The sequence below is a fragment of the Labrys miyagiensis genome (assembly GCF_030160835.1).
GTDB lineage: Bacteria > Pseudomonadota > Alphaproteobacteria > Rhizobiales > Labraceae > Labrys > Labrys miyagiensis.
In genome coordinates, this window is the sequence record NZ_BSPC01000015.1 from 163,048 (window position 1) to 184,057 (window position 21,010).

18 protein-coding genes are annotated in these 21,010 nt (G+C 63.7%); 17 read left to right on the plus strand and 1 reads right to left on the minus strand.

Annotated features, from left to right (window positions below; translation table 11 throughout):
• Positions 1-54: 54 nt before the first annotated feature.
• The 17 genes from nuoF (at position 55) to QQL24_RS09290 (ending at position 20,601) form a co-directional block, all read left to right on the plus strand.
• Positions 55-1,356, plus strand: a complete 1,302-nt coding sequence (gene nuoF, locus QQL24_RS09210) for an NADH-quinone oxidoreductase subunit NuoF (RefSeq protein ID WP_284311681.1) — start codon at positions 55-57, stop codon at positions 1,354-1,356.
• A gap of 4 nt (positions 1,357-1,360) precedes the next feature.
• Complete coding sequence (locus tag QQL24_RS09215; RefSeq protein WP_284311682.1) at positions 1,361-1,825, plus strand: DUF3291 domain-containing protein; 465 nt, start codon at positions 1,361-1,363, stop codon at positions 1,823-1,825.
• A 154-nt stretch (positions 1,826-1,979) separates the two neighbouring features.
• Positions 1,980-4,058, plus strand: a complete 2,079-nt coding sequence (nuoG, locus tag QQL24_RS09220; protein ID WP_284311683.1) for an NADH-quinone oxidoreductase subunit NuoG — start codon at positions 1,980-1,982, stop codon at positions 4,056-4,058.
• 15 nt (positions 4,059-4,073) lie between these two features.
• Complete coding sequence (gene nuoH, locus QQL24_RS09225; protein WP_284311684.1) at positions 4,074-5,120, plus strand: NADH-quinone oxidoreductase subunit NuoH; 1,047 nt, start codon at positions 4,074-4,076, stop codon at positions 5,118-5,120.
• A complete protein-coding gene (gene nuoI / locus QQL24_RS09230) occupies positions 5,117-5,644 on the plus strand; it encodes an NADH-quinone oxidoreductase subunit NuoI (protein WP_284311685.1) in 528 nt (175 codons plus the stop codon). Before nuoH ends, nuoI begins: the two co-directional genes overlap by 4 nt.
• 107 nt (positions 5,645-5,751) lie before the next feature.
• Complete coding sequence (locus QQL24_RS09235; protein ID WP_284311686.1) at positions 5,752-6,360, plus strand: NADH-quinone oxidoreductase subunit J; 609 nt, start codon at positions 5,752-5,754, stop codon at positions 6,358-6,360.
• 2 nt (positions 6,361-6,362) lie between these two features.
• Complete coding sequence (gene nuoK, locus QQL24_RS09240) at positions 6,363-6,671, plus strand: NADH-quinone oxidoreductase subunit NuoK (protein WP_284311687.1); 309 nt, start codon at positions 6,363-6,365, stop codon at positions 6,669-6,671.
• Between the two features lie 4 nt (positions 6,672-6,675).
• Positions 6,676-8,802 (plus strand): NADH-quinone oxidoreductase subunit L, encoded by a 2,127-nt coding sequence (nuoL, locus tag QQL24_RS09245; protein ID WP_284311688.1) that lies wholly within the window; start codon positions 6,676-6,678, stop codon positions 8,800-8,802.
• Positions 8,802-10,313 (plus strand): NADH-quinone oxidoreductase subunit M, encoded by a 1,512-nt coding sequence (locus QQL24_RS09250; protein ID WP_284311689.1) that lies wholly within the window; start codon positions 8,802-8,804, stop codon positions 10,311-10,313. The genes nuoL and QQL24_RS09250 overlap by 1 nt, the downstream gene beginning before the upstream one ends.
• Positions 10,314-10,322: 9 nt before the next feature.
• A complete protein-coding gene (gene nuoN / locus QQL24_RS09255) occupies positions 10,323-11,750 on the plus strand; it encodes an NADH-quinone oxidoreductase subunit NuoN (RefSeq protein ID WP_284311690.1) in 1,428 nt (475 codons plus the stop codon).
• Complete coding sequence (locus tag QQL24_RS09260; RefSeq protein ID WP_284311691.1) at positions 11,704-12,537, plus strand: biotin--[acetyl-CoA-carboxylase] ligase; 834 nt, start codon at positions 11,704-11,706, stop codon at positions 12,535-12,537. The genes nuoN and QQL24_RS09260 overlap by 47 nt, the downstream gene beginning before the upstream one ends.
• A gap of 62 nt (positions 12,538-12,599) precedes the next feature.
• Positions 12,600-14,270 carry a ribonuclease J gene (locus tag QQL24_RS09265; RefSeq protein WP_284311692.1) on the plus strand — a complete coding sequence of 557 codons (1,671 nt, stop codon included), beginning with the start codon at positions 12,600-12,602 and terminating at the stop codon, positions 14,268-14,270.
• Between the two features lie 105 nt (positions 14,271-14,375).
• A complete protein-coding gene (locus QQL24_RS09270; RefSeq protein WP_348536441.1) occupies positions 14,376-15,575 on the plus strand; it encodes a patatin-like phospholipase family protein in 1,200 nt (399 codons plus the stop codon).
• Between the two features lie 144 nt (positions 15,576-15,719).
• Positions 15,720-17,555, plus strand: coding sequence for a dihydroxy-acid dehydratase (ilvD, locus tag QQL24_RS09275; protein ID WP_284311693.1), 1,836 nt, complete (start codon positions 15,720-15,722; stop codon positions 17,553-17,555).
• Positions 17,556-17,800: 245 nt separating this feature from the next.
• Positions 17,801-18,745 (plus strand): ABC transporter substrate-binding protein, encoded by a 945-nt coding sequence (locus tag QQL24_RS09280; RefSeq protein WP_284311694.1) that lies wholly within the window; start codon positions 17,801-17,803, stop codon positions 18,743-18,745.
• A gap of 300 nt (positions 18,746-19,045) precedes the next feature.
• Positions 19,046-19,819, plus strand: coding sequence for an ABC transporter permease (locus tag QQL24_RS09285; RefSeq protein ID WP_284311695.1), 774 nt, complete (start codon positions 19,046-19,048; stop codon positions 19,817-19,819).
• Positions 19,816-20,601 carry an ABC transporter ATP-binding protein gene (locus tag QQL24_RS09290; RefSeq protein WP_284311696.1) on the plus strand — a complete coding sequence of 262 codons (786 nt, stop codon included), beginning with the start codon at positions 19,816-19,818 and terminating at the stop codon, positions 20,599-20,601. The genes QQL24_RS09285 and QQL24_RS09290 overlap by 4 nt, the downstream gene beginning before the upstream one ends.
• Before the next feature lie 15 nt (positions 20,602-20,616).
• On the opposite strand, the gene QQL24_RS09295 is transcribed toward QQL24_RS09290, so the two are convergent.
• Positions 20,617-21,006, minus strand: coding sequence for a RidA family protein (locus tag QQL24_RS09295; RefSeq protein ID WP_284311697.1), 390 nt, complete (start codon positions 21,004-21,006; stop codon positions 20,617-20,619).
• Positions 21,007-21,010: the final 4 nt, after the last annotated feature.

Here is a 21,010-nt window from a genome sequence, read left to right on the forward strand (position 1 = left end):
GGTCACCATCCCATCCCAATAGCGTTACGAAGTTTTCTTACCGACAGGTTCGCCATGCTTGCTGATCGCGACCGCATCTTCACCAACCTCTACGGGCTCCAGTCCCCCGGGCTCGAGGCCGCGTATAAGCGTGGCTCATGGGATGGCACCAAGCAGATCATCGAGATGGGCCAGGACTGGATCATCAACGAGATGAAAGCGTCCGGCCTGCGCGGGCGCGGGGGAGCCGGCTTCCCGACGGGCTTGAAATGGTCCTTCATGCCGAAGAAGTCGGACGGTCGCGCCAGCTATCTGGTGGTCAATGCCGACGAGTCCGAGCCAGGCACCTGCAAGGACCGCGAGATCATGCGGCACGATCCGCACACCCTGGTCGAGGGCTGCCTGATCGCTTCCTTCGCCATGAATGCCCATGCGGCCTACATCTACATCCGCGGCGAATATATCCGCGAGCGCGAGGCCCTGCAGCGCGCCGTCGACGAGGCCTATGCGGCCGGCCTGATCGGCAAGAACAACAGGCATGGCTGGGATTTCGATCTCTACGTGCATCACGGCGCCGGTGCTTATATCTGCGGCGAGGAGACAGCCCTGCTCGAAAGCCTCGAGGGCAAGAAGGGCATGCCGCGCATGAAGCCGCCCTTCCCGGCAAATATGGGCCTCTATGGCTGCCCCACCACCGTCAACAATGTCGAGTCGATCGCCGTGGCGCCTACCATCCTGCGCCGTGGCGCCGGCTGGTTCGCCGGAATCGGCAATCCGAACAATGTCGGCACCAAGCTCTTCTGCGTCTCAGGCCATGTGAACAAGCCCTGCAATGTCGAAGAGGCGATGGGCATCACCTTCCGCGAGCTGATCGAACGCCATTGCGGCGGCATCCGCGGCGGCTGGGACAATCTGAAGGCCGTCATTCCCGGTGGATCTTCGGTGCGCATGGTGCCGGCCGAGCAGATCATCGACGCGCCGATGGATTTCGACTCGCTCTCCAAGCTGCGCTCGGGTCTCGGCACCGCCGCCGTCATCGTGATGGACAAGTCGACGGACGTGGTCGCCACGATCGCCCGCCTGGCCTATTTCTACAAGCATGAGAGCTGCGGCCAGTGCACGCCCTGCCGCGAAGGCACCGGCTGGATGTGGCGCGTGCTCACCCGCATGTCGGAAGGGCGCGCTCAGAAGCGCGAGATCGACATGCTGCTCGACGTCACCAAGCAGGTCGAGGGCCATACCATCTGCGCGTTGGGCGATGCCGCGGCCTGGCCGATCCAGGGCCTCATCACGCATTTCCGTCATGAGATCGAAGCCAAGATCGACCAGTATGCTGCCAACCCGCATTCGGACCCCGTCCTGCAGGCCGCGGAGTGAGCTGATGCATCTGGCGGAGCTGAACATAGCCAAGTTGCGTTTCAGCGAGGGCGATCCCCGCGCGGCCGAGTTTTTCGAGAATTTGGCGCGCGTGAATGGCTTGGCTGAGCGCATGCCTGGCTTTGTCTGGCGCCTCAAGGATGAGGAGAGCGACAACGCCACCTCGTTCCAGATCAATGACGATCCCATGGTGATCAGCAATCTCTCCGTGTGGGAGAATGCGGAGTCACTGGAGAAATTCGTCTTTCAGACCGTCCATACCGGCTTCTACCGCAAGCGCGAGGCCTGGTTCGAGAAGCCTGCCGCCCCGCATTTCGTGATGTGGTGGGTGGAGGAGGGCCATCGGCCGGATCTGAAGGAAGCGGCAGAGCGCCTGGCCCATCTCAGCGAGCATGGGCCTGGCGATTTCGCCTTCGATTGGGCACAGGTCCCCGCCGCACAGCTATGGCGGGAGGCCCGTTGCGCCTGACAATTTCGCCGGGGACGACCTGTTGCCCCCGGCCGTTCACAGCGCGTCTTTTTCGCATCGCAGCAGTTGATCGCGGCGCGGAATTTTGCGAAGTCGAGTTTGGAAAGAGTCTGGACTGCGTCCTGCAGGCCGGGCCTGATCGTCAAGGTTATCCATGGCCAAGTTGATCGTCGACGGACAGGAAATCGAGGTCCCGGCGGAGTATACGCTCCTCCAGGCTTGCGAGGTTGCGGGGGCTGAAATCCCGCGTTTCTGCTTCCACGAGCGCCTGTCTATTGCCGGCAATTGCCGCATGTGTCTGGTCGAGGTGAAGGGTGGCCCGCCCAAGCCCACGGCCTCCTGCGCGATGGCGGTGCGTGACCTGCGTCCCGGCCCCAATGGCGAGCCGCCTGTGGTGCTTACCAAGAGCCCGATGGTCAAGAAGGCCCGTGAAGGGGTGATGGAGTTCCTGCTCATCAACCATCCGCTGGATTGCCCGATCTGCGACCAGGGCGGCGAATGCGACCTGCAGGACCAGGCCATGGCCTACGGTGTCGACAAGAACCGCTATGCCGAGAACAAGCGCGCCGTCGAGGACAAGTATATCGGCCCGCTGGTGAAGACGGTGATGAACCGCTGCATCCATTGCACGCGCTGCATCCGCTTCACCACCGAGGTGGCCGGCGTTTCCGAGCTTGGCGCCATCGGCCGTGGCGAGGACATGGAGATCACCACCTATCTCGAAAAGGCGATGACTTCCGAGCTGCAGGGCAATGTGCTCGACCTTTGCCCGGTCGGCGCGCTGACCTCCAAGCCCTACGAGTTCCATGCCCGCCCCTGGGAACTGTCGAAGACTGAATCCGTCGACGTGATGGACGCGGTCGGCTCGGCCATCCGCATCGACGCCCGTGGCCGCGAGGTGATGCGCATCATGCCGCGCACCAATGAGCTGGTGAACGAGGAGTGGATCTCCGACAAGGCACGCTTCATCTGGGACGGCCTGCGCACCCAGCGCCTCGACAAGCCCTATCTGCGTGTCGACGGCCGCCTGAAGGCCGTGACCTGGCAGGAAGCTTTCGCAGCCGTTGCCGTCAAGGTGAAGGCCGCCAAGCCCGAACGCATCGGCGCCATCGCCGGCGACCTCGCCGCGGTGGAAGAACTCTATGCTCTCAAGGACCTGGTCACCAGGCTCGGCTCGAAGAATCTCGACGCGCGCCAGGACGGCGCCAAGATCGATCCCTCGCTCGGCCGGGCCAGCTATATCTTCAACCCCACCATCGCCGGGATCGAAGAGGCGGACGCCATTCTGCTGGTCGGCACCAATCCGCGCAGGGAAGCTGCCGTGCTCAACGCCCGCATCCGCAAGCGCTGGCTGCGCGGCGCCAAGGTCGCCGTGATCGGCGAGCAGGTGGATCTGACCTACACCTATGACTATCTCGGCGCCGGCGCGGACACCTTGGGCGATCTTGCGGCCGGCAACGGTGCCTTCGCCGAAATCCTCAAGGGCGCGGCCAAGCCGATCATCATCGTCGGTGCGGGTGCCTATGCCCGGGCCGATGGCGTAGCGCTGCTGTCCCTGGCCGCCAAGGCTGCTGGTGCACTCGGCGTGGTCAAGGATGGCTGGAACGGCTTCGGCGTGCTGCACAATGCCGCCTCGCGCGTCGGTGCTCTCGACATCGGCTTCGTGCCCGGCGAGGGCGGTCTCGATGCCGCCGGCATGGCCAAGGCCGGTGCGCTCGACGTGCTCTTCCTGCTTGGCGCCGACGAGATCCCCGTCGAGCCGGGTGCCTTCGTGGTCTATCAGGGCAGCCATGGCGACCGCGGCGCCCATCGCGCCGACGTCATCCTGCCGGCAGCGGCCTATCCGGAGCGCTCCGGCCTTTATGTCAACACCGAGGGCCGTGTGCAGCTCGCCAACCGAGCAGCCTTCCCGCCCGGCGAAGCGCGTGAGGATTGGGCGATCCTGCGGGCGCTCTCCGACGTGCTCGGCGCCAGGCTCGGCTATGACTCGCTGGGTGCCCTGCGCAAGACACTCACCGCGGCCTTCCCGCAGTTCGGCTCGGTGGACCATGTCGTGGCCGGCGATCCGGCTGCCGTCGCCAGGCTGGCCGATCTGGGCGGCACGCCCGACAAGGCGGCCTTCGCAGCCTCGATCAGCGATTTCTATCTGACCAATCCCATCGCCCGCGCATCGGCGGTGATGGCGCAGTGTTCGCAGCTCGCCTTGGGCGCGCTGCCGCTGGCTGCGGAATAAGGGGCGAGGGAAAGAATGACCTTTTACAGCTTCCTCGTCACTGTCATCCTGCCGCTGATCTACAGCGTGGTGCTGCTGGTCTGCCTCCTGATCTTCATCGCCTACTACCTATTGGCGGATCGCAAGATCTGGGCGGCGGTGCAGCTTCGCCGCGGCCCCAACGTGGTCGGCCCCTTCGGCCTGTTCCAATCCTTCGCCGACCTGCTGAAATTCGTGCTTAAGGAGCCGGTGATCCCGGCGGGCGCCAACAAGGGCGTCTTCCTGCTGGCGCCCTTCGTCACCTGCGTGCTGGCCCTGGCGGCCTGGGCGGTGCTGCCGCTCACCTCGGGCCTGGTGATCGCCAACATCAATGTCGGCATCCTCTACGTCTTCGCCATCTCATCGCTCGGCGTCTACGGCACCATCATGGCCGGCTGGGCCTCGAACTCGAAATATCCCTTCCTTTCGGCCCTGCGCGCCGCGGCGCAGATGGTGTCCTACGAAGTCTCGATCGGCTTCGTCATCATCACGGTGCTGCTCTGCGCCGGCTCGCTGAACCTCACCGCCATCGTCGAGGCCCAGCAGACGCGCGGCCTCGCCAGCTGGATCGGCCTGCCCTGGCTGACCTTCCTGAACTGGTACTGGCTGCCGCTCTTCCCGATGTTCATCATCTTCTTCATCTCGGCGCTCGCCGAGACGAACAGGCCCCCCTTCGACCTGGCCGAAGCTGAATCCGAACTCGTGGCCGGCTTCATGGTCGAATATGCCTCGACGCCGTACCTCCTGTTCATGCTCGGCGAGTACGTGGCCATCATGACCATGTGCGCCCTGACCACCCTCCTGTTCATGGGCGGCTGGTCGGCACCGCTCTCCTTCCTGCCGTCATGGGGCATATTCGGCCTCATCTGGTTCCTCCTGAAGGTGAGCTTCGTCTTCTTCATGTTCGCGATGGTGAAGGCCTTCGTGCCGCGCTACCGCTACGACCAGCTGATGCGTCTTGGCTGGAAAATCTTCCTGCCGCTGTCGATCGCCATGGTGGTGATCGTCGCTGGCGTCCTGCAATTCACAGGGTGGGCACCATGAGTTCGACTGATCTCTCCGGCGCACCACGCCCCAAGGTTGGCCTCGACCAGGCCGCCAAGTCGCTCTTCCTGAAAGAGTTTGTCTCGGCCTTCTTCCTGTCGATGCGCTATTTCTTCAAGCCGAAGGCGACGCTGAACTATCCCTTCGAAAAGGGCCGCCTGTCGCCGCGCTTCCGTGGTGAGCACGCCCTGCGCCGCTATCCCAACGGCGAAGAGCGCTGCATCGCGTGCAAGTTGTGCGAAGCGATCTGCCCTGCCCAGGCCATCACCATCGAGGCCGGTCCGCGCGGCAATGACGGCACCCGCCGCACCACGCGCTACGACATCGACATGGTGAAGTGCATCTATTGCGGCTTCTGCCAGGAAGCCTGCCCGGTGGACGCCATCGTGGAAGGCCCGAACTTCGAGTTCGCGGTCGAGACGCGCGAGGAACTTTTCTACGACAAGGACCGCCTGCTTTCGAATGGCGACCGCTGGGAGCGGGAAATCGCCAAGAACATGGCTAAGGACGCGCCTTACCGCTAGGGACTTCTGCCTGCCCCTAAGGGGGCCGAGAACAACAAGGCTCCGGCACCGCCTGGAGCGCAGTACGATGTAGACGGCGCGGGAACGAGCCGGAGAGGGGTTTGAACATGAATGTGGCGACAGCCTTCTTTTACCTGTTCGCCTTTGTTTGCGTGGCATCGGCCTTGATGGTCATCCTTGCCCGCAACCCTGTGCATTCGGTGCTCTATCTGATCCTAGCCTTCGTCAACGCGGCCGGCCTGTTCATGCTGGCCGGGGCGGAGTTCCTGGCGATGATGCTGATCGTCGTCTATGTCGGCGCGGTGGCCGTGCTCTTCCTCTTCGTGGTGATGATGCTCGACGTCGACTTCACCGAGCTGCGCCAGGGTTTCCTGCAATATCTGCCGATCGGCTTCCTCGTCGGCCTGATCGTGCTGATCGAGCTCCTGATGGTGGTGATCGGCTGGGTGATCTCGCCCGGCGTGGTGCCCAACCCGGCCACGCAGATCGACACCTCCGTCACCAACACGGAGGCGCTCGGCCACGTTCTCTACACGCAGTATGCTTACTTCTTCGAAGGCGCGGGCCTGGTGCTGCTGGTCGCCATGATCGGCGCCATCGTGCTGACCCTCCGCCACAAGGAAGGCATCAAGCGCCAAAATCCGGCTCTGCAATCGGCGCGCACCAAGGCGCAGTCGGTTGAGGTCATCAAGGTTCAGCCAGGGCAGGGGATCTGACAATGGCCGTCGATCTTTCCAATTTTCTTGCCGTCGCCGCCGTCCTCTTCACCATCGGCGTGCTGGGCATTTTCATCAACCGCAAGAATGTCATCGTCATCCTGATGTCGGTGGAGCTCATTCTCCTGTCGGTCAATATCAATATGGTCGCCTTCTCCGCGGCGCTGCATGACATTACGGGCCAGGTGTTCACCCTCCTGATCCTCACTGTGGCGGCCGCCGAGGCTGCGATCGGTCTGGCTATTCTCGTGGCGTTCTACCGCAACCGCGGCTCGATCGCCGTCGAAGATATCAACGTGATGAAGGGCTGAGGGCGTGTATAACGCAATTGTCTTCCTGCCGCTCCTCGGCTTCCTGATCGCCGGCATCGCCGACATGCTGACCTGGCGGCTGTCGCCGCCCGATGCTGCCGCGACCTCCGGCCATGGCCATGACGATCACGGCCATGATGCCCACGGTGCCGATACTCACACCGCCGAGATCCATGGCGATGACGGCCATGGCCATGACGACCATGCGGTCGAGGCCTCTCCCCATTCCGAGGGCAAGATCCGCTTTGCCGGATATCTGACGACGGGCCTGCTCTTCGTCTGCTGCCTGCTGTCCTGGATCGCCTTCTTCAGCGTCGGCTTCGCCGGCAATACCACTCTCGTGCCGGTGCTCGACTGGATCCATGTCGGCAAGCTGCAGGTCGACTGGGCGTTGCGCATCGACACGCTGACGGCGGTGATGCTGGTGGTGGTGACGACGGTGTCTTCACTCGTCCACCTCTACTCCATCTCCTACATGGACGATGATCCCTATCGCCCACGCTTCTTCGCCTATTTGTCGCTGTTCACCTTCGCCATGCTCACGCTGGTGACCGCAGACAATCTGGTGCAGATGTTCTTTGGCTGGGAAGGCGTGGGTCTGGCCTCCTATCTGCTGATCGGTTTCTGGTTCAAGAAGCCGTCGGCCAATGCCGCCGCCATCAAGGCCTTCGTGGTCAACCGCGTCGGCGATTTCGGCTTCTCGCTCGGCATCTTCGCGGTGTTCGCGATCTTCGGCCAGGTCGGCTTCGAGGGTATTTTCCACGACGCCGCCGCCAAGGCCTCGACCAACATCCACTTCCTCGGCCATGACTGGCCGGCGCTGGAAGTCATCTGCTTCCTGCTCTTCATGGGCGCGATGGGCAAGTCGGCGCAGTTCCTGCTGCACACCTGGCTGCCGGACGCCATGGAAGGCCCGACACCGGTCTCCGCGCTCATCCATGCCGCGACGATGGTTACCGCCGGCATCGTGATGGTGGCGCGCATGTCGCCGCTGTTCCAGCACGCGCCGGAGGCCCTGACCTTCGTCACCTTCATCGGCGCCACCACGGCCTTCTTCGCCGCCACGGTTGGCCTCGTCCAGAACGACATCAAGCGCGTCATCGCGTACTCGACCTGTTCGCAGCTCGGCTACATGTTCGTGGCGCTGGGCGTCGGCGCCTACAATATCGGCGTCTTCCACCTCTTCACGCACGCCTTCTTCAAGGCCCTGCTGTTCCTTGGTGCCGGCTCGGTCATCCATGCCATGCATCACGAGCAGGACATGCGGAAGATGGGCGGCCTGAAGGCCAAGGTCCCGCTCACCTATTGGGCGATGATCGTCGGCACGCTGGCGCTGACCGGCTTCGGCATTCCCTTCACGCAGATCGGCTTCGCCGGCTTCAACTCCAAGGACGGCATCATCGAATCCGCTTATGCCGCCTATGCGGAGAGCGGCGGCCTGGTGCCGCTCTATGCCTTCTGCATGACGGTGATCGCCGCGCTGATGACCTCCTTCTATTCCTGGCGCCTGATCTACATGACCTTCCACGGCGATACCCGTGCGGATCATCATGTCTATGATCACGCCCATGAATCGCCGATGCCGATGATGATCCCGCTGGCGGTATTGGCCTTCGGCGCGACCTTCGCCGGCATGCTCTTCCACTATTCCTTCGCCACCACCGAGGGCCTGGAAGGCTTCTGGCGCGAGTCGCTCTCGCTGGGCGATGGCACCAAGATCATCGAGGGCATGGAGCATGTGCCGTGGTTCGTGCATCTGGCGCCGTTCACGATGATGGCGATCGGCTGGGTGACGGCCTGGTACATGTACCGCGTCAATCCGTCGGTGCCGGTCCGCCTCGCCGAGCGCAATCCGGTGCTCTACCAGTTCCTGCTCAACAAGTGGTACTTCGACGAGATCTATGACTGGGCCTTCACCCGCCCGGCCAAGTGGCTCGGCCGCTTCCTGTGGAAGAAGGGCGACGGCGCCACCATCGACGGCCTCGGCCCCGATGGCGTCTCGGCCCGCGTGGTCGACGTCACTCGCGGTGTCGTCAAGCTGCAGTCGGGTTACCTCTATCACTACGCCTTCGCCATGCTGATCGGCATTGCGGCCTTGTTCACCTGGTCCATGCTCGGAGGCACGCACTGATGTCGTCCACTTTCTCTTGGCCGGTTCTCTCCGTCACGACGTTCCTGCCGATGGTCGGTGTCGTGCTCATGCTGATCCTTCGGGGCGATCCCGAAGGCATCAAGCGTAATTCGCGCATCATCGCGTTGTGGACCACGGCGGCGACCTTCATCGTCTCCCTGTTCCCGCTCTTTGCCTTCGATCGCTCCAACGTCAACTTCCAGTTCGTCGAGACGGCGAACTGGCTCGGCGGCACCACCGGCGGCGCGATCAGCTACCGCATGGGTGTCGACGGTATCTCGCTGCCCTTCGTCATCCTCACCACCTTCCTCATGCCCTTCTGCATCCTCGCCTCCTGGCGCTCGATCCAGAACCGCGTGCGTGAATACATGATCGCCTTCCTGGTGCTGGAAACGCTGATTATCGGCGTGTTCTGCGCCCAGGACATCGTGCTGTTCTACCTGTTCTTCGAAGGCCAGCTGATCCCGATGTTCCTGATCATCGGCATCTGGGGTGGGCAGCGCCGCATCTATGCCAGCTTCAAGTTCTTCCTCTACACGCTGCTCGGCTCGCTGCTGATGCTCGTCGCCATCATGGCGATGTACTGGAACGCCGGTTCGTCCGATATCGCCGTGTTGCTGAAGCACCAGTTCCCGCCCCATATGCAAACCTACCTCTGGCTCGCCTTCTTCGCCTCCTTCGCGGTGAAGATGCCGATGTGGCCCGTGCATACCTGGCTGCCCGACGCGCATGTCGAGGCACCCACGGCGGGTTCGGTCATCCTGGCGGGCGTCCTTCTGAAGATGGGCGGTTACGGTTTCATCCGCTTCTCCCTGCCGATGTTCCCGGCGGCTTCCGAATATTTCGCGCCGCTGGTGTTCACGCTCTCGGTCGTCGCCATCGTCTACACCTCGCTGGTGGCGCTGATGCAGGAGGACATCAAGAAGCTGATCGCCTATTCCTCGGTCGCCCATATGGGCTTCGTGACCATGGGCCTGTTCTCAATGAACGAGCAGGGCGTGCAGGGCGCGATGTTCCAGATGATCTCGCACGGCATCGTCTCCAGCGCACTCTTCCTCAGCGTCGGCGTGGTCTATGACCGCATGCACACCCGCGAGATCGCGGCCTATGGCGGCATCGTCAACCGCATGCCCTGGTACGCACTGGCGCTGATGGTGTTCACCATGGCCAATATCGGTCTGCCCGGCACCTCCGGCTTCATCGGCGAGTTCCTCACCTTGATCGCCGCCTTCTCGGTCAATAGCTGGGTGGCCTTCTTCGCCACCTTCGGCGTCATCCTGTCGGCGGCCTATGCGCTCTGGCTCTATCGCCGCGTCGTCTACGGCGCGCTTGAGAAGCCGAGCCTTGCCAACATCGCCGACCTGACCTGGCGGGAGTTCGCCATCCTTACCCCGCTCGTGCTGCTCACCGTCTATTTCGGCGTCTATCCCAAGCCGATCCTGACCATGAGCGAGGCGGCGGTCACCAATCTCGTCCAGGCAGCCAAGGCTGCCACCGTAGCGCTTAACTGAAGGTCCGCCATGTCTGCTTCTCAAATCGCAACGGCCCTTCCCGAGATCGTCCTGGTGCTCGGCGCCATCGCGCTCCTGCTGATCGGGGTGTTTTCGGAGCCGCGCGGCTACAGCCTCGTGACTTCGCTCTCGGTGCTGCTGCTGGCAGTGGTCATCGTGCTGGTGGCGATGAGCCCGGATGCGAAGGCATTCAGCGGCTCCTTCACAGTGGACGCCTTCTCGCGCTTCACCAAGATCCTGGTGTTGATCGGCGCGGGCACCGCCATCCTGATGTCGAGCGACTACCTCAAGGCCAAGGGCATCGAGAAGTTCGAATATCCGGTGATGATCCTGCTGGCCACCACCGGCATGATGATGATGCTGTCGGCCAATGACCTGATCGCGCTCTATATCGGGCTCGAACTGCAGTCGCTGGCGCTCTACGTCGTGGCATCGATCCATCGCGACGACCTGAAGTCGACCGAAGCAGGCCTCAAATATTTCGTCCTCGGTGCGCTGTCCTCGGGCATGCTGCTCTACGGCGCCTCGCTGATCTATGGCTTCTCCGGCACGATCTCCTTCACCGGCATCGCCACCGCGGTGAAGGATCATGTCGGTCTCGGCCTGATCTTCGGCATCGTCTTCCTGCTCGCCGGCCTTGCCTTCAAGATCTCTGCCGTGCCCTTCCATATGTGGACGCCCGACGTCTATGAGGGCGCTCCCACCCCGGTGACGACCCTGTTCGCCGGTGCTCCCAAGATTGCCGCCATGGGCCTCCTGGTGCGGGTGATCATCACCTCCTTCCCCTCTGCCTTGGCGCAGTGGCAGCAGATCGTGGTGTTCCTCTCCATCGCGTCCATGGCGCTCGGCTCCTTCGCCGCCATCGGCCAGAACAACATCAAGCGCCTGATGGCCTATTCCTCGATCGGACATATGGGCTTTGCCCTTGTCGGCCTTGCCGCCGGCACCGTGGAAGGTGTGCAAGGCGTGCTCATCTACCTCGCGCTCTATCTGGGCACGACCGTCGGCACTTTCGCCTGCATCCTCTCGATGAAGCGCGATGGCACCTATGTCGAGAACATCAACGACCTCTCGGGCCTTTCCGACAAATATCCGGTGCGGGCTTATGTGCTGGCCGCGCTGATGTTCTCGCTCGCGGGTATTCCGCCTTTGTCGGGCTTCTGGGGCAAGTGGTATGTCTTCGTGGCTGCCGTGCACGCCAATCTCTACTGGCTGGCCGTGCTGGGCGTGCTCACGAGCGTGGTGGGTGCCTTCTACTACCTGCGTGTCGTCAAGATCATGTTCTTCGATGCGCCGTCGCAGAATCTCGAGCCGATGTCCGGCACCATGAGGGCTGTGCTGTTCGTCTCGGCGGTAACGCTCGCCTACATTCTCTATCCGGCGCTGATCAATGGGCCCGCCGCCTCCGCGGCGGCGTCGCTATGGCCTGCGGGTTGATTTCGTCGAGGCAATGAAACTCGGCGCAGGGGCACAGACGGCAGGCTTCCGTCACCTTCATCTCGACATCACGGGTTCAACCAATGTCGAGGCTTTGGCACGTGGGCAGGAGGACCGGCTCTGGGTCACCGCCCGCGAGCAATCGGCGGGCAGGGGACGCCGTGGCCGAGCCTGGTCCTCTCCAGCCGGCAATCTCTACGCCTCTGTCGTGCTGACCGATCCGGCCGAGCCAAGGCGGGCGGCGGATCTGTGCTTCGTCGCCGCGCTCGCGGCCAGTGACGCCATCATCGCCACGGCGCCGCGAGCCGCCACGGCCATGACGCTGAAATGGCCCAATGACATTCTCATCAACGGCGCCAAGGTCGTCGGCATCCTGGTCGAGGGCGCTCACGCGGGTGATTGTTTTTCCGCCGTCATCGGCTGGGGCGTCAACATCGCCAGCCATCCCGACCATACGCCCTATCCGGCCGCGCATCTCGCCGCTACCGACACGGCGTTGAATGTAGACATTTACTTCGCCGCCCTGTCGGATGCCTTTGCCAAGCGTCTCGAATTGTGGCAACGCGGGGCGGGGTTCGCCGAGATCCGCAAGGCTTGGCTGCGGCGAGCCGCCGGGCTCGGGCGCCGCATCGTGGTGCGCCTGCCCTCGGGGGATATCGAGGGCATCTTCGAGGCTCTCGACAGCGAGGGCGCCCTGATCCTGCTCGACGACGCCGGCCAGCGTCGCCCGGTTTCCGCCGGCGAGATCTTCTTTCCGGGGCTTGTTCCAAGTTCCATCGGTTTATGAACGCACTGGCTGCAGATCCTGCAGCAGGAATAATGGCGCCTCGCGCCTGTTAGGAGCCTGTTATGGCACGCGATACCGCCGACCTCGTCTTCTGTGCCCTGGGCGGCATCGGCGAGATCGGCATGAACATGGCCGTCTACGGCTATGGCCCGGCGAACAAGCGCCAGTGGCTGATGGTCGATTGCGGTGTTTCCTTTGCCGACGAGGCCCTGCCGGGCGTCGATCTCGTAATGCCCGACACGCGTTTCATCGAGGCACAGCGCAAGAACCTTCTGGGCATCGTTCTCACCCACGCGCATGAGGATCATTTCGGCGCGCTGGTGCATCTGTGGCCGAAGCTGCAGGTGCCCGTCTACGCTACCAAATTCACGGCGGCCCTGCTCGAGGCCAAGCGCCTGCACGAGCCGGATGCGCCCCAGATCGATCTTCGCATCATCCCGTCGCAGGCCCGCTTCACGCTTGGCCCATTCGATATCGAGCTCATCAACGTCGCCCACTCCATTCCCGAATCGAATGCGCTTGCCCTCCGCACGCCGGCCGGCATGGTCATCCACACCGGTGACTGGAAGATCGATGAGACGCCCGTCATCCCGCCGCTGACCGATGCGGCCAAGCTCAAGGCGCTGGGCGATGAGGGCGTGCTGGCGCTCGTCTGCGACTCCACCAATGCCATCCGGGAAGGGCGCTCGCCCTCCGAACGCGATGTCGCCAAGAGCCTCGCCGAGATCATCGCCGCCAAGAAGGGCAGGGTGGCGATCACCACCTTCGCCTCCAATGTCGGGCGCATCCGTTCCATTGCCGAGGCGGCCGTGGAGAACGGCCGCAGCGTCGTCATCGTTGGCCGCGCCATGGAGCGCGTCTGCCAGGTGGCACGCGAATGCGGCCTGCTCGACGGCATTCCCGATTTCCTCAGTCCGGAAAGCTATGGCTTCCTGCCGCGCGACAAGGTGGTGGCCGTGCTCACCGGCAGCCAGGGCGAGCCGCGCGCCGCGCTTGCCCGCATCGCCCGCGGCGAGCACCCCGAGGTGACCCTGGCCAAGGGCGACACGGTGATCTTCTCCTCCCGCACCATTCCGGGCAATGAGAAGGCGGTCGGCAATATCATCAACGGCCTGGTCAAGCAGGGCGCCGAGATCGTCACGGACCGCAACCAGCTCGTGCACGTCTCCGGCCATCCGCGCCGGGGCGAACTCACGGATATGTATCACTGGACGCGGCCCAAGATCGCCATTCCCGTGCATGGCGAAGCCTGGCACCTGTCCGAGCATGCCGAACTGGCGCGCTCACTCGGCGTGCCGGAAGTGATCGCGGCCGGCGATGGCGAGATCATCGCGCTGCGTGCCGGGGATACGAAGGTGATCGACGAAGCCCCGACCGGCCGTGTCTGCCTCGACGGTGACATCCTGGTCAACGTCGCCGAGGAAACCATCCCCCAGCGCCGCCGCCTGTCCTGGTCCGGCGCGGTCACCGTCGCGCTGGCGCTCTCCGACAAGGGCGATATCATCAGCGAGCCGGATGTGAAGTTCTCCGGCCTGCCCCAGAAGATCGGTGACGGCCGGGCCATGGACGATGTCATCGCCGATGCCGCCTTGCTGGTACTGGAGGGCTTGCCCAAGCCCAAGCGCCGCGACCCTGACGCGGTGGAACTGGCCGTGGAGCGCGCGGTCCGTTCAGCCGTCAACGCCGTCTGGGGCAAGAAACCGGTCTGCCATGTGATCGTGCTGGTGGTTTGAGGTCAACAAGGCGGCCACACTCGATATGCCATCTGCCTGTCTTGGTCGTTTGGTAATGCCGCTGTCCTGGGGCGCATGAACCGACCGAAAGGGTGAACCTTGCCTGTGAAGACCGCGCGAGCTGCCGCCTCTCAAACCAGTGTTGCCACGAAGCCCGAAATACCGGAACTTCACGACAAGCATGCCGATTTCGAGCGTGTCGCGCTCCTCCTCCAGGGCGGTGGCGCGCTTGGCGCCTATCAGGCCGGCGCCTATCAGGCGCTGGAGGAAAACGGCATCCAGCCGAACTGGATCGCCGGCATCTCGATCGGCGCCATCAATGCGTCCATCATCGCCGGCAACGCGCCGGGCGAGCGCGTGCCAAAGCTGCGCCGTTTCTGGGAGATGATCACCGATCCGCCTTTCGAACCGGCGCTTCAATGGGTCAGGCTCTTCGCGCGTGAAGGCGATCGGCAGCACAGGTTCGTCAACCAGCTTCAGGCCGGGCAGGTGCTGCTGAAGGGCGCTCCGCAATTCTTCGAACCGCGCTTCCCGCCGCCCTATCTCATGCCGCCGGGGGTGCTCGGGGCCACCAGCTTCTACGACACCGCGCCCCTGAAGCATACCCTGCTGGAACTCGTCGATTTCGACCGGCTGAACAGCGGCGAGACGCGGTTCGCCGTCGGTGCCGTCAACATCGCCACCGGCAATTTTGCCTATTTCGACAATGGGCAGGGAACGCCGCGCATCACGCCCGAACACATCATGGCGAGCGGAGCGCTGCCGCCCGGCTTCCCGCCCATCGAAATCGACGGCCAGTTCTATTGGGATGGCGGCCTCGTCTCGAACACGCCGCTCGAATGGATCCTGCATGACAAGGATCTCGATACGCTCGCCTTCCAGATCGACCTGTGGAACGCTCGCGGCGATATCCCCAAGGATCTCGCCGAGGTCGAGGTGCGCCAGAAGGAGATCCAGTATTCCAGCCGCACCCGCGCCGCCACCGACCGCGCCCGCGACTACCAGCGCCTGCGCGGCGCCCTCAAGCGCATCCTGTCGAGGCTTCCGGAGGATTTCGGCCAGGAGGAGGATATCGATCTCCTGAACCGCGCTCTCAACCGCAAGACCTGCAATGTCGTGCAGTTGATCTACCGCGCCCAGAAATACGAGGGAGCGAGCAAGGACTACGAATTCTCGCGGCTGATGATGGAGGAACACTGGGCGGCCGGCTATCGAGACGCCCGGCATTCGCTCGACCATCCGGAGATCTTCCGCAAGCCCCGCAACGCCGAGGGCTTCGTGAGCTACGACTTCGGAGCGGAGTGACTGGGAGCGCGGACGTCCCTACGACACTCTCCTGAGTGTCGTAGGGACGTCCGCGCTCCCAGGATTTACTTGCCTTCCGCCCATCACGGGCCCATATACGGTCCCTTGCTCAACCTTTTTCGAAAAAAGCCATAGAGAAGACCCATGCCTGCCTATCGTTCCCGCACAACCACCCACGGCCGTAACATGGCCGGTGCTCGCGGCCTCTGGCGCGCGACTGGTATGAAGGACGGGGACTTCGGCAAGCCGATTATCGCGGTCGTAAACTCCTTCACGCAATTCGTGCCCGGGCACGTCCACCTCAAGGATCTCGGTCAGCTCGTGGCGCGCGAGATCGAGAAGGCGGGCGGCGTCGCCAAGGAATTCAACACCATCGCGGTCGATGACGGCATCGCCATGGGCCATGACGGCATGCTCTATTCGCTGCCCTCGCGCGAGCTCATCGCCGATAGCGTCGAATACATGGTCAACGCCCATTGTGCCGACGCGATGGTGTGCATCTCCAATTGCGACAAGATCACCCCCGGCATGCTGATGGCCTCGCTGCGGCTCAACATCCCCACGGTGTTCGTCTCGGGCGGCCCGATGGAGGCCGGCAAGGTCATCCTGGGTGGCAAGCAGAAGGCGCTCGATCTCGTCGATGCCATGGTGGCCGCCGCCGACGACAAGGTCTCGGACGAGGATGTGAAGGTAATCGAGCGCTCGGCCTGCCCGACCTGCGGCTCGTGCTCGGGCATGTTCACCGCCAATTCGATGAACTGCCTCACCGAGGCGCTCGGCCTGTCGCTGCCCGGCAATGGCTCGACGCTGGCCACCCATGCCGACCGCAAGCGCCTGTTCGTCGAGGCCGGCCATCTCATCGTCGATCTCGCCCGCCGCTATTACGAGCAGGAGGACGAGAGCGTGCTGCCGCGCAAGGTTGCCAGTTTCGGTGCCTTCGAGAACGCCATGACGCTCGACATCGCCATGGGCGGCTCCACCAACACGGTGCTGCACATCCTAGCGGCGGCCCATGAGGGCGAGATCGACTTCACCATGGACGACATCGACCGCCTGTCGCGCCGCGTGCCCGTGCTCTGCAAGGTCGCGCCTGCCGTTTCCCATGTTCACATGGAAGACGTGCATCGCGCCGGCGGCATCATGGGCATCCTGGGCGAGCTCGATCGTGCCGGCCTGATCAACCGCGACCTGCCGACCGTACACTCATCGAGCATGGCCGACGCGCTGGAGCGCTGGGACATCGTCCGCACCAAGAGCGAGAGCGTGCGCCACTTCTTCATGGCGGCGCCGGGCGGCGTGCCGACGCAGACCGCCTTCAGCCAGGACCGCCGCTGGGACGATGTCGATCTCGACCGCGAGAAGGGCGTCATCCGTTCGGCAGAGCATGCCTACTCGAAGGATGGCGGCCTTGCCGTGCTGAAGGGCAATCTGGCTCTGGACGGCTGCATCGTGAAGACGGCGGGCGTGGATGAGTCGATTCTGAAGTTCTCCGGCCCCGCCGTGGTGTTCGAGAGCCAGGACGCGGCTGTCGACGGCATCCTCAACAACAAGGTGAAGGCGGGCGACGTCGTCGTCATTCGCTATGAGGGACCGCGTGGCGGGCCGGGCATGCAGGAAATGCTGTATCCGACCAGCTATCTGAAGTCGAAGGGCCTGGGCAAGGCCTGCGCGCTGATCACCGACGGTCGCTTTTCCGGTGGCACCTCCGGCCTTTCCATCGGCCATGTCTCTCCGGAAGCGGAAGAAGGCGGCACCATCGGCCTGGTCGAGCCTGGCGATATCATCGAGATCGACATCCCCAACCGCACGATCGTGCTGGCGGTGCCGGAGGAAGAGATCGCCCGCCGTCGCCAGGCCAAGGGTAATGGCCCCTGGCGTCCGGCAGCGCCGCGCAAGCGCAAGGTCACGGCGGCCCTGCGCGCCTATGCCTTGATGGCAACCAGCGCTGCCAGGGGCGCCGTGCGGCAAGTGCCGGAATAGGCTGGGAGCGCGGACGTCCTCGTCCGCTCTTGAACCACAGACGTTATAAAAAAGGGCGCGACCGTGAGGTTTGCGCCTTTTCTTTCGTACGCACCGTTTCCAAGAGCGGACAGGATGTCCGCGCTCCCAGTGCCTTTGACAGCGCTTTTGAAAGCATGCGAGAAACATGAACTGCCGGTAATGTTTTCCGGCCGCATCGCTTTCATTTTCCCGTATTTCATCGCCTCGCATAGGAGCGCATTCCCGTGAAGAAGACCCTGTTCGGCTTGTCCCTGGCCCTTTCCCTCGGCTTGGCGGCGCCCGCCATGGCGGCGACTTCGGTCGCCATCGGCATCAGCGGCTGGACCGGCTTTGCCCCGCTGACCCTCGCCAAGGTCGCCGGCATCTTCGAGAAGCACGGGCTCGACGTCACCATCAAGAAAATACCGCAGGCCTCCCGCCCGCTGGCGATCGCCTCGGGTGACCTGCAATGCGCTGCCACCACGGTAGAGACCTGGATCGTCTGGAATGCCAGCGGCGTCACCACCAAGCAGATCTTCCAGCTCGACGAATCCTATGGCGCCGATGGTATCGTGGCGCGGGGCGCCATCAAGACGGTGGCCGACCTCAAGGGCAAGCAGGTGGCGAGTTCCGCCCCGGGCACCTCGCCCTATTTCCTACTCGCCTGGGTGCTCAACAAGAACGGCATGAGCACCAAGGACGTCACGGTGGTCAATCTCGAGCCGGATGCGGCTGCTCAGGCTTTCCTGGCCGGCCAGAACGATGCGGCGGTGAGCTACGAGCCCTTTCTCTCCGCCGTGCGCGACAAGCCTGACCAGGGCCACATCCTGGCGACGACGCTCGACTATCCCATGGTGATGGATACGCTCGGCTGCACGCCCGCCTTCCTCGACGCGCACCCCGACGCCGCCAAGGCACTCGCGGACAGCTATTTCGAGGCGCTCGACATGATCAAGGCCAGCCCCGACAAGTCGAATGAGATCATGGGCGCCGATGTGAAGCAGTCTGCGGCGGAATTCGCGGATTCGGCCAAATATCTGCGCTGGGCCGACCGGGCCGACAACAAGAAGTTCTTCAACGATGAATTCCCAAGCTTCTCCAAGACGGCGGCCGACCTGTTGATCAAGATGGGCCTGATCAGCTCGGCGCCCGATGTCTCGACTCTCGCCGATCCGCGCTTCGTGAACTGAGCAGTTATGCGCTCACGCGCCTACCGGGCTAGCGTTCACCAAAAAGGCGCGGGTCATCCTTCCCCGGTTTCGGGGAAGGTGGCATTTCGGAGAAATGACGGAAGGGGTAGCGTGGCGCCTGCCTATCCGAAACTGGGGATGTCGCGCCACTCTCCCCCTTCCGGCCCGGCTTCGCCGGTCCACCTTCCCCGCAGTCGGGGAAGGATGCCAGCGCCTTTCCTGCCAGCGTGGTCTGCCTGAACTCGATAGCAGCCCGGGCGAGGGCTCTTATACTCCTCCACCCACCACAGGATCCCGATCTTGCGCCCACTCGAACCCATAGGCACACTGCTCCGGATCGTCCTGGGGATCTCCTTCTTCGTTCTTTTCGTGGCGTTCTGGGCATGGCTCACCTTCAGCGGCCATGTCGCGCCGCTCTTCCTCGCCAATCCCCTCAAGATGCTTGCCGACGGCTGGGAACTGCTGGCGCGCGAGAATTTTCTCCTCGATATCCTCATCACCGTCTGGCGCGTGGTGGGCGGTTTTCTGCTCGCGGCCGTAGTGGCTGTGCCGCTTGGCATCCTGATGGGCGCCTGGAAGCCGGTGGAGGCGCTCCTGGAGCCCTTCGTCTCCTTCGCGCGTTACCTGCCGGCCTCCGCCTTCCTGCCGCTGCTGATCCTTTGGGCTGGCACGGGCGAACTCGAAAAGCTGCTGGTCATCTTTCTCGGCTCGGTGTTCCAGATCATCCTGATGGTGGCCGTGTTCGTCGGCAATACACGGCGGGACCTGGTCGAAGCCGCCTATACGCTGGGCGCCGGCAACACCAGCATCGTCAAGCGGGTGATCATTCCGGCCAATGCGCCCGATATCGCCGAGACGCTGCGGCTGGTGCTCGGCTGGGCCTGGACCTATGTCATCGTCGCCGAATTGATCGGGGCCTCGTCCGGCATCGGCAACATGATCATCTTCAGCCAGTCCAAGCTCGCCACCGGCCGGATCATCTTCGGCATCATCGTCATCGGCCTGATCGGCCTCGTCTCCGACACCTTGTTCAAGCTGCTCAACCGCCGGCTTTTCGCTTGGAGGCTGGCATGAGCATGGTTGCCATCAAGGGCGTCTCGCGCAGTTTCGCGGGCCGCAATGGCGGCGCGCCGGTCAAGGCGCTGGAACCGATCAACCTGGCCGTCGAGCGCAATGATTTCATCACCATCCTCGGCCCCTCAGGCTGCGGCAAGTCCACCTTGCTGCGCATCCTGGCCGGCCTCGACAAGCCGACCATCGGGGAGGTCACCGTCAACAGCCGCCCGGTGACCGGCCCGGGCCGGGACCGCGGCATGGTGTTCCAGTCCTACACCCTGTTCCCCTGGCTGACGGTGGCCGAAAACGTCGCCTTCGGTTTGCGCGAGAGCGGCCTGCCGGAGACAGAGCGTAGCGCGGTTGTGGCGCAGTGGCTGGAGCGCATCGGCTTGCAGGGCTTCGCCCAGCACTACCCCAAGCAGCTCTCCGGCGGTATGCAGCAGCGCACGGCGATCGCCCGCGCGCTCGCCAACAATCCCGACATGTTGCTACTGGACGAACCTTTCGGTGCCCTCGACAACCAGACGCGCAGCCTGATGCAGGAATTGCTGCTCGGCATCTGGGAGCGCGAGGCCAAGACCATCCTGTTCGTGACGCATGACATCGAGGAAGCCATCTTCCTCGGCTCTCGCGTGGTGGTGATGTCGGCGCGCCCCGGCCGCATCAAGACGATCCTGCCCGTCGACCTGCCGCATCCGCGGCACTACACGCTGAAGACGGCGCCGGAATTTTCCGAGCTGAAGCGCCGGCTGACCGAGGAGATCCGAGTGGAGGCGGTGCTCGCGGCGAACGAGCATTGACATTACAGGCCGGCCTCAAGCGGCCGGTGCGTAGGCGATCGCCTCGATCTCCACCTTGCAGTCGACCATCATATCGGCTCTTACGCAGGAGCGGGCGGGCAGCGCGGCTCCGAAATACTCGGTGTAGACTCGGTTGAAGCTCCAGAAGTCACGCGTGTCGGCGAGCCAGGCCGTGACCTTCACGACATGGCTGAGATCGAGGCCGGCGGTGGCCAGGGCCGCCTTGACGTTCTCGATGGTCAGTCGGGTCTGCTCGACGATGCCGCCCTCGACGATCTCGCCGTCCGCACCCATCGGCACCTGGCCGGATATGAAGACGAAGTCGCCGGCGCGCACGGCCTTGACGAAGGGCAGGGCCTTGCCGCCCGCGCCGCTGCCGGCCGATCCGAAGCGTTCGATGCTCATGTCA

Coding starts and splice junctions, on each gene's coding strand:
- nuoF (WP_284311681.1), top strand. CDS start 55: ATGCTTGCTGATCGCGACCGCATCTTCACCAACCTCTACGGGCTCCAG.
- nuoK (WP_284311687.1), top strand. CDS start 6,363: ATGGCCGTCGATCTTTCCAATTTTCTTGCCGTCGCCGCCGTCCTCTTC.
- nuoH (WP_284311684.1), top strand. CDS start 4,074: ATGACCTTTTACAGCTTCCTCGTCACTGTCATCCTGCCGCTGATCTAC.
- QQL24_RS09265 (WP_284311692.1), top strand. CDS start 12,600: ATGGCACGCGATACCGCCGACCTCGTCTTCTGTGCCCTGGGCGGCATC.
- QQL24_RS09260 (WP_284311691.1), top strand. CDS start 11,704: ATGGGCCCGCCGCCTCCGCGGCGGCGTCGCTATGGCCTGCGGGTTGAT.
- QQL24_RS09250 (WP_284311689.1), top strand. CDS start 8,802: ATGTCGTCCACTTTCTCTTGGCCGGTTCTCTCCGTCACGACGTTCCTG.
- nuoG (WP_284311683.1), top strand. CDS start 1,980: ATGGCCAAGTTGATCGTCGACGGACAGGAAATCGAGGTCCCGGCGGAG.
- nuoI (WP_284311685.1), top strand. CDS start 5,117: ATGAGTTCGACTGATCTCTCCGGCGCACCACGCCCCAAGGTTGGCCTC.
- QQL24_RS09295 (WP_284311697.1), bottom strand. CDS start 21,006: ATGAGCATCGAACGCTTCGGATCGGCCGGCAGCGGCGCGGGCGGCAAG.
- QQL24_RS09235 (WP_284311686.1), top strand. CDS start 5,752: ATGAATGTGGCGACAGCCTTCTTTTACCTGTTCGCCTTTGTTTGCGTG.
- QQL24_RS09290 (WP_284311696.1), top strand. CDS start 19,816: ATGAGCATGGTTGCCATCAAGGGCGTCTCGCGCAGTTTCGCGGGCCGC.
- ilvD (WP_284311693.1), top strand. CDS start 15,720: ATGCCTGCCTATCGTTCCCGCACAACCACCCACGGCCGTAACATGGCC.
- nuoN (WP_284311690.1), top strand. CDS start 10,323: ATGTCTGCTTCTCAAATCGCAACGGCCCTTCCCGAGATCGTCCTGGTG.
- QQL24_RS09215 (WP_284311682.1), top strand. CDS start 1,361: ATGCATCTGGCGGAGCTGAACATAGCCAAGTTGCGTTTCAGCGAGGGC.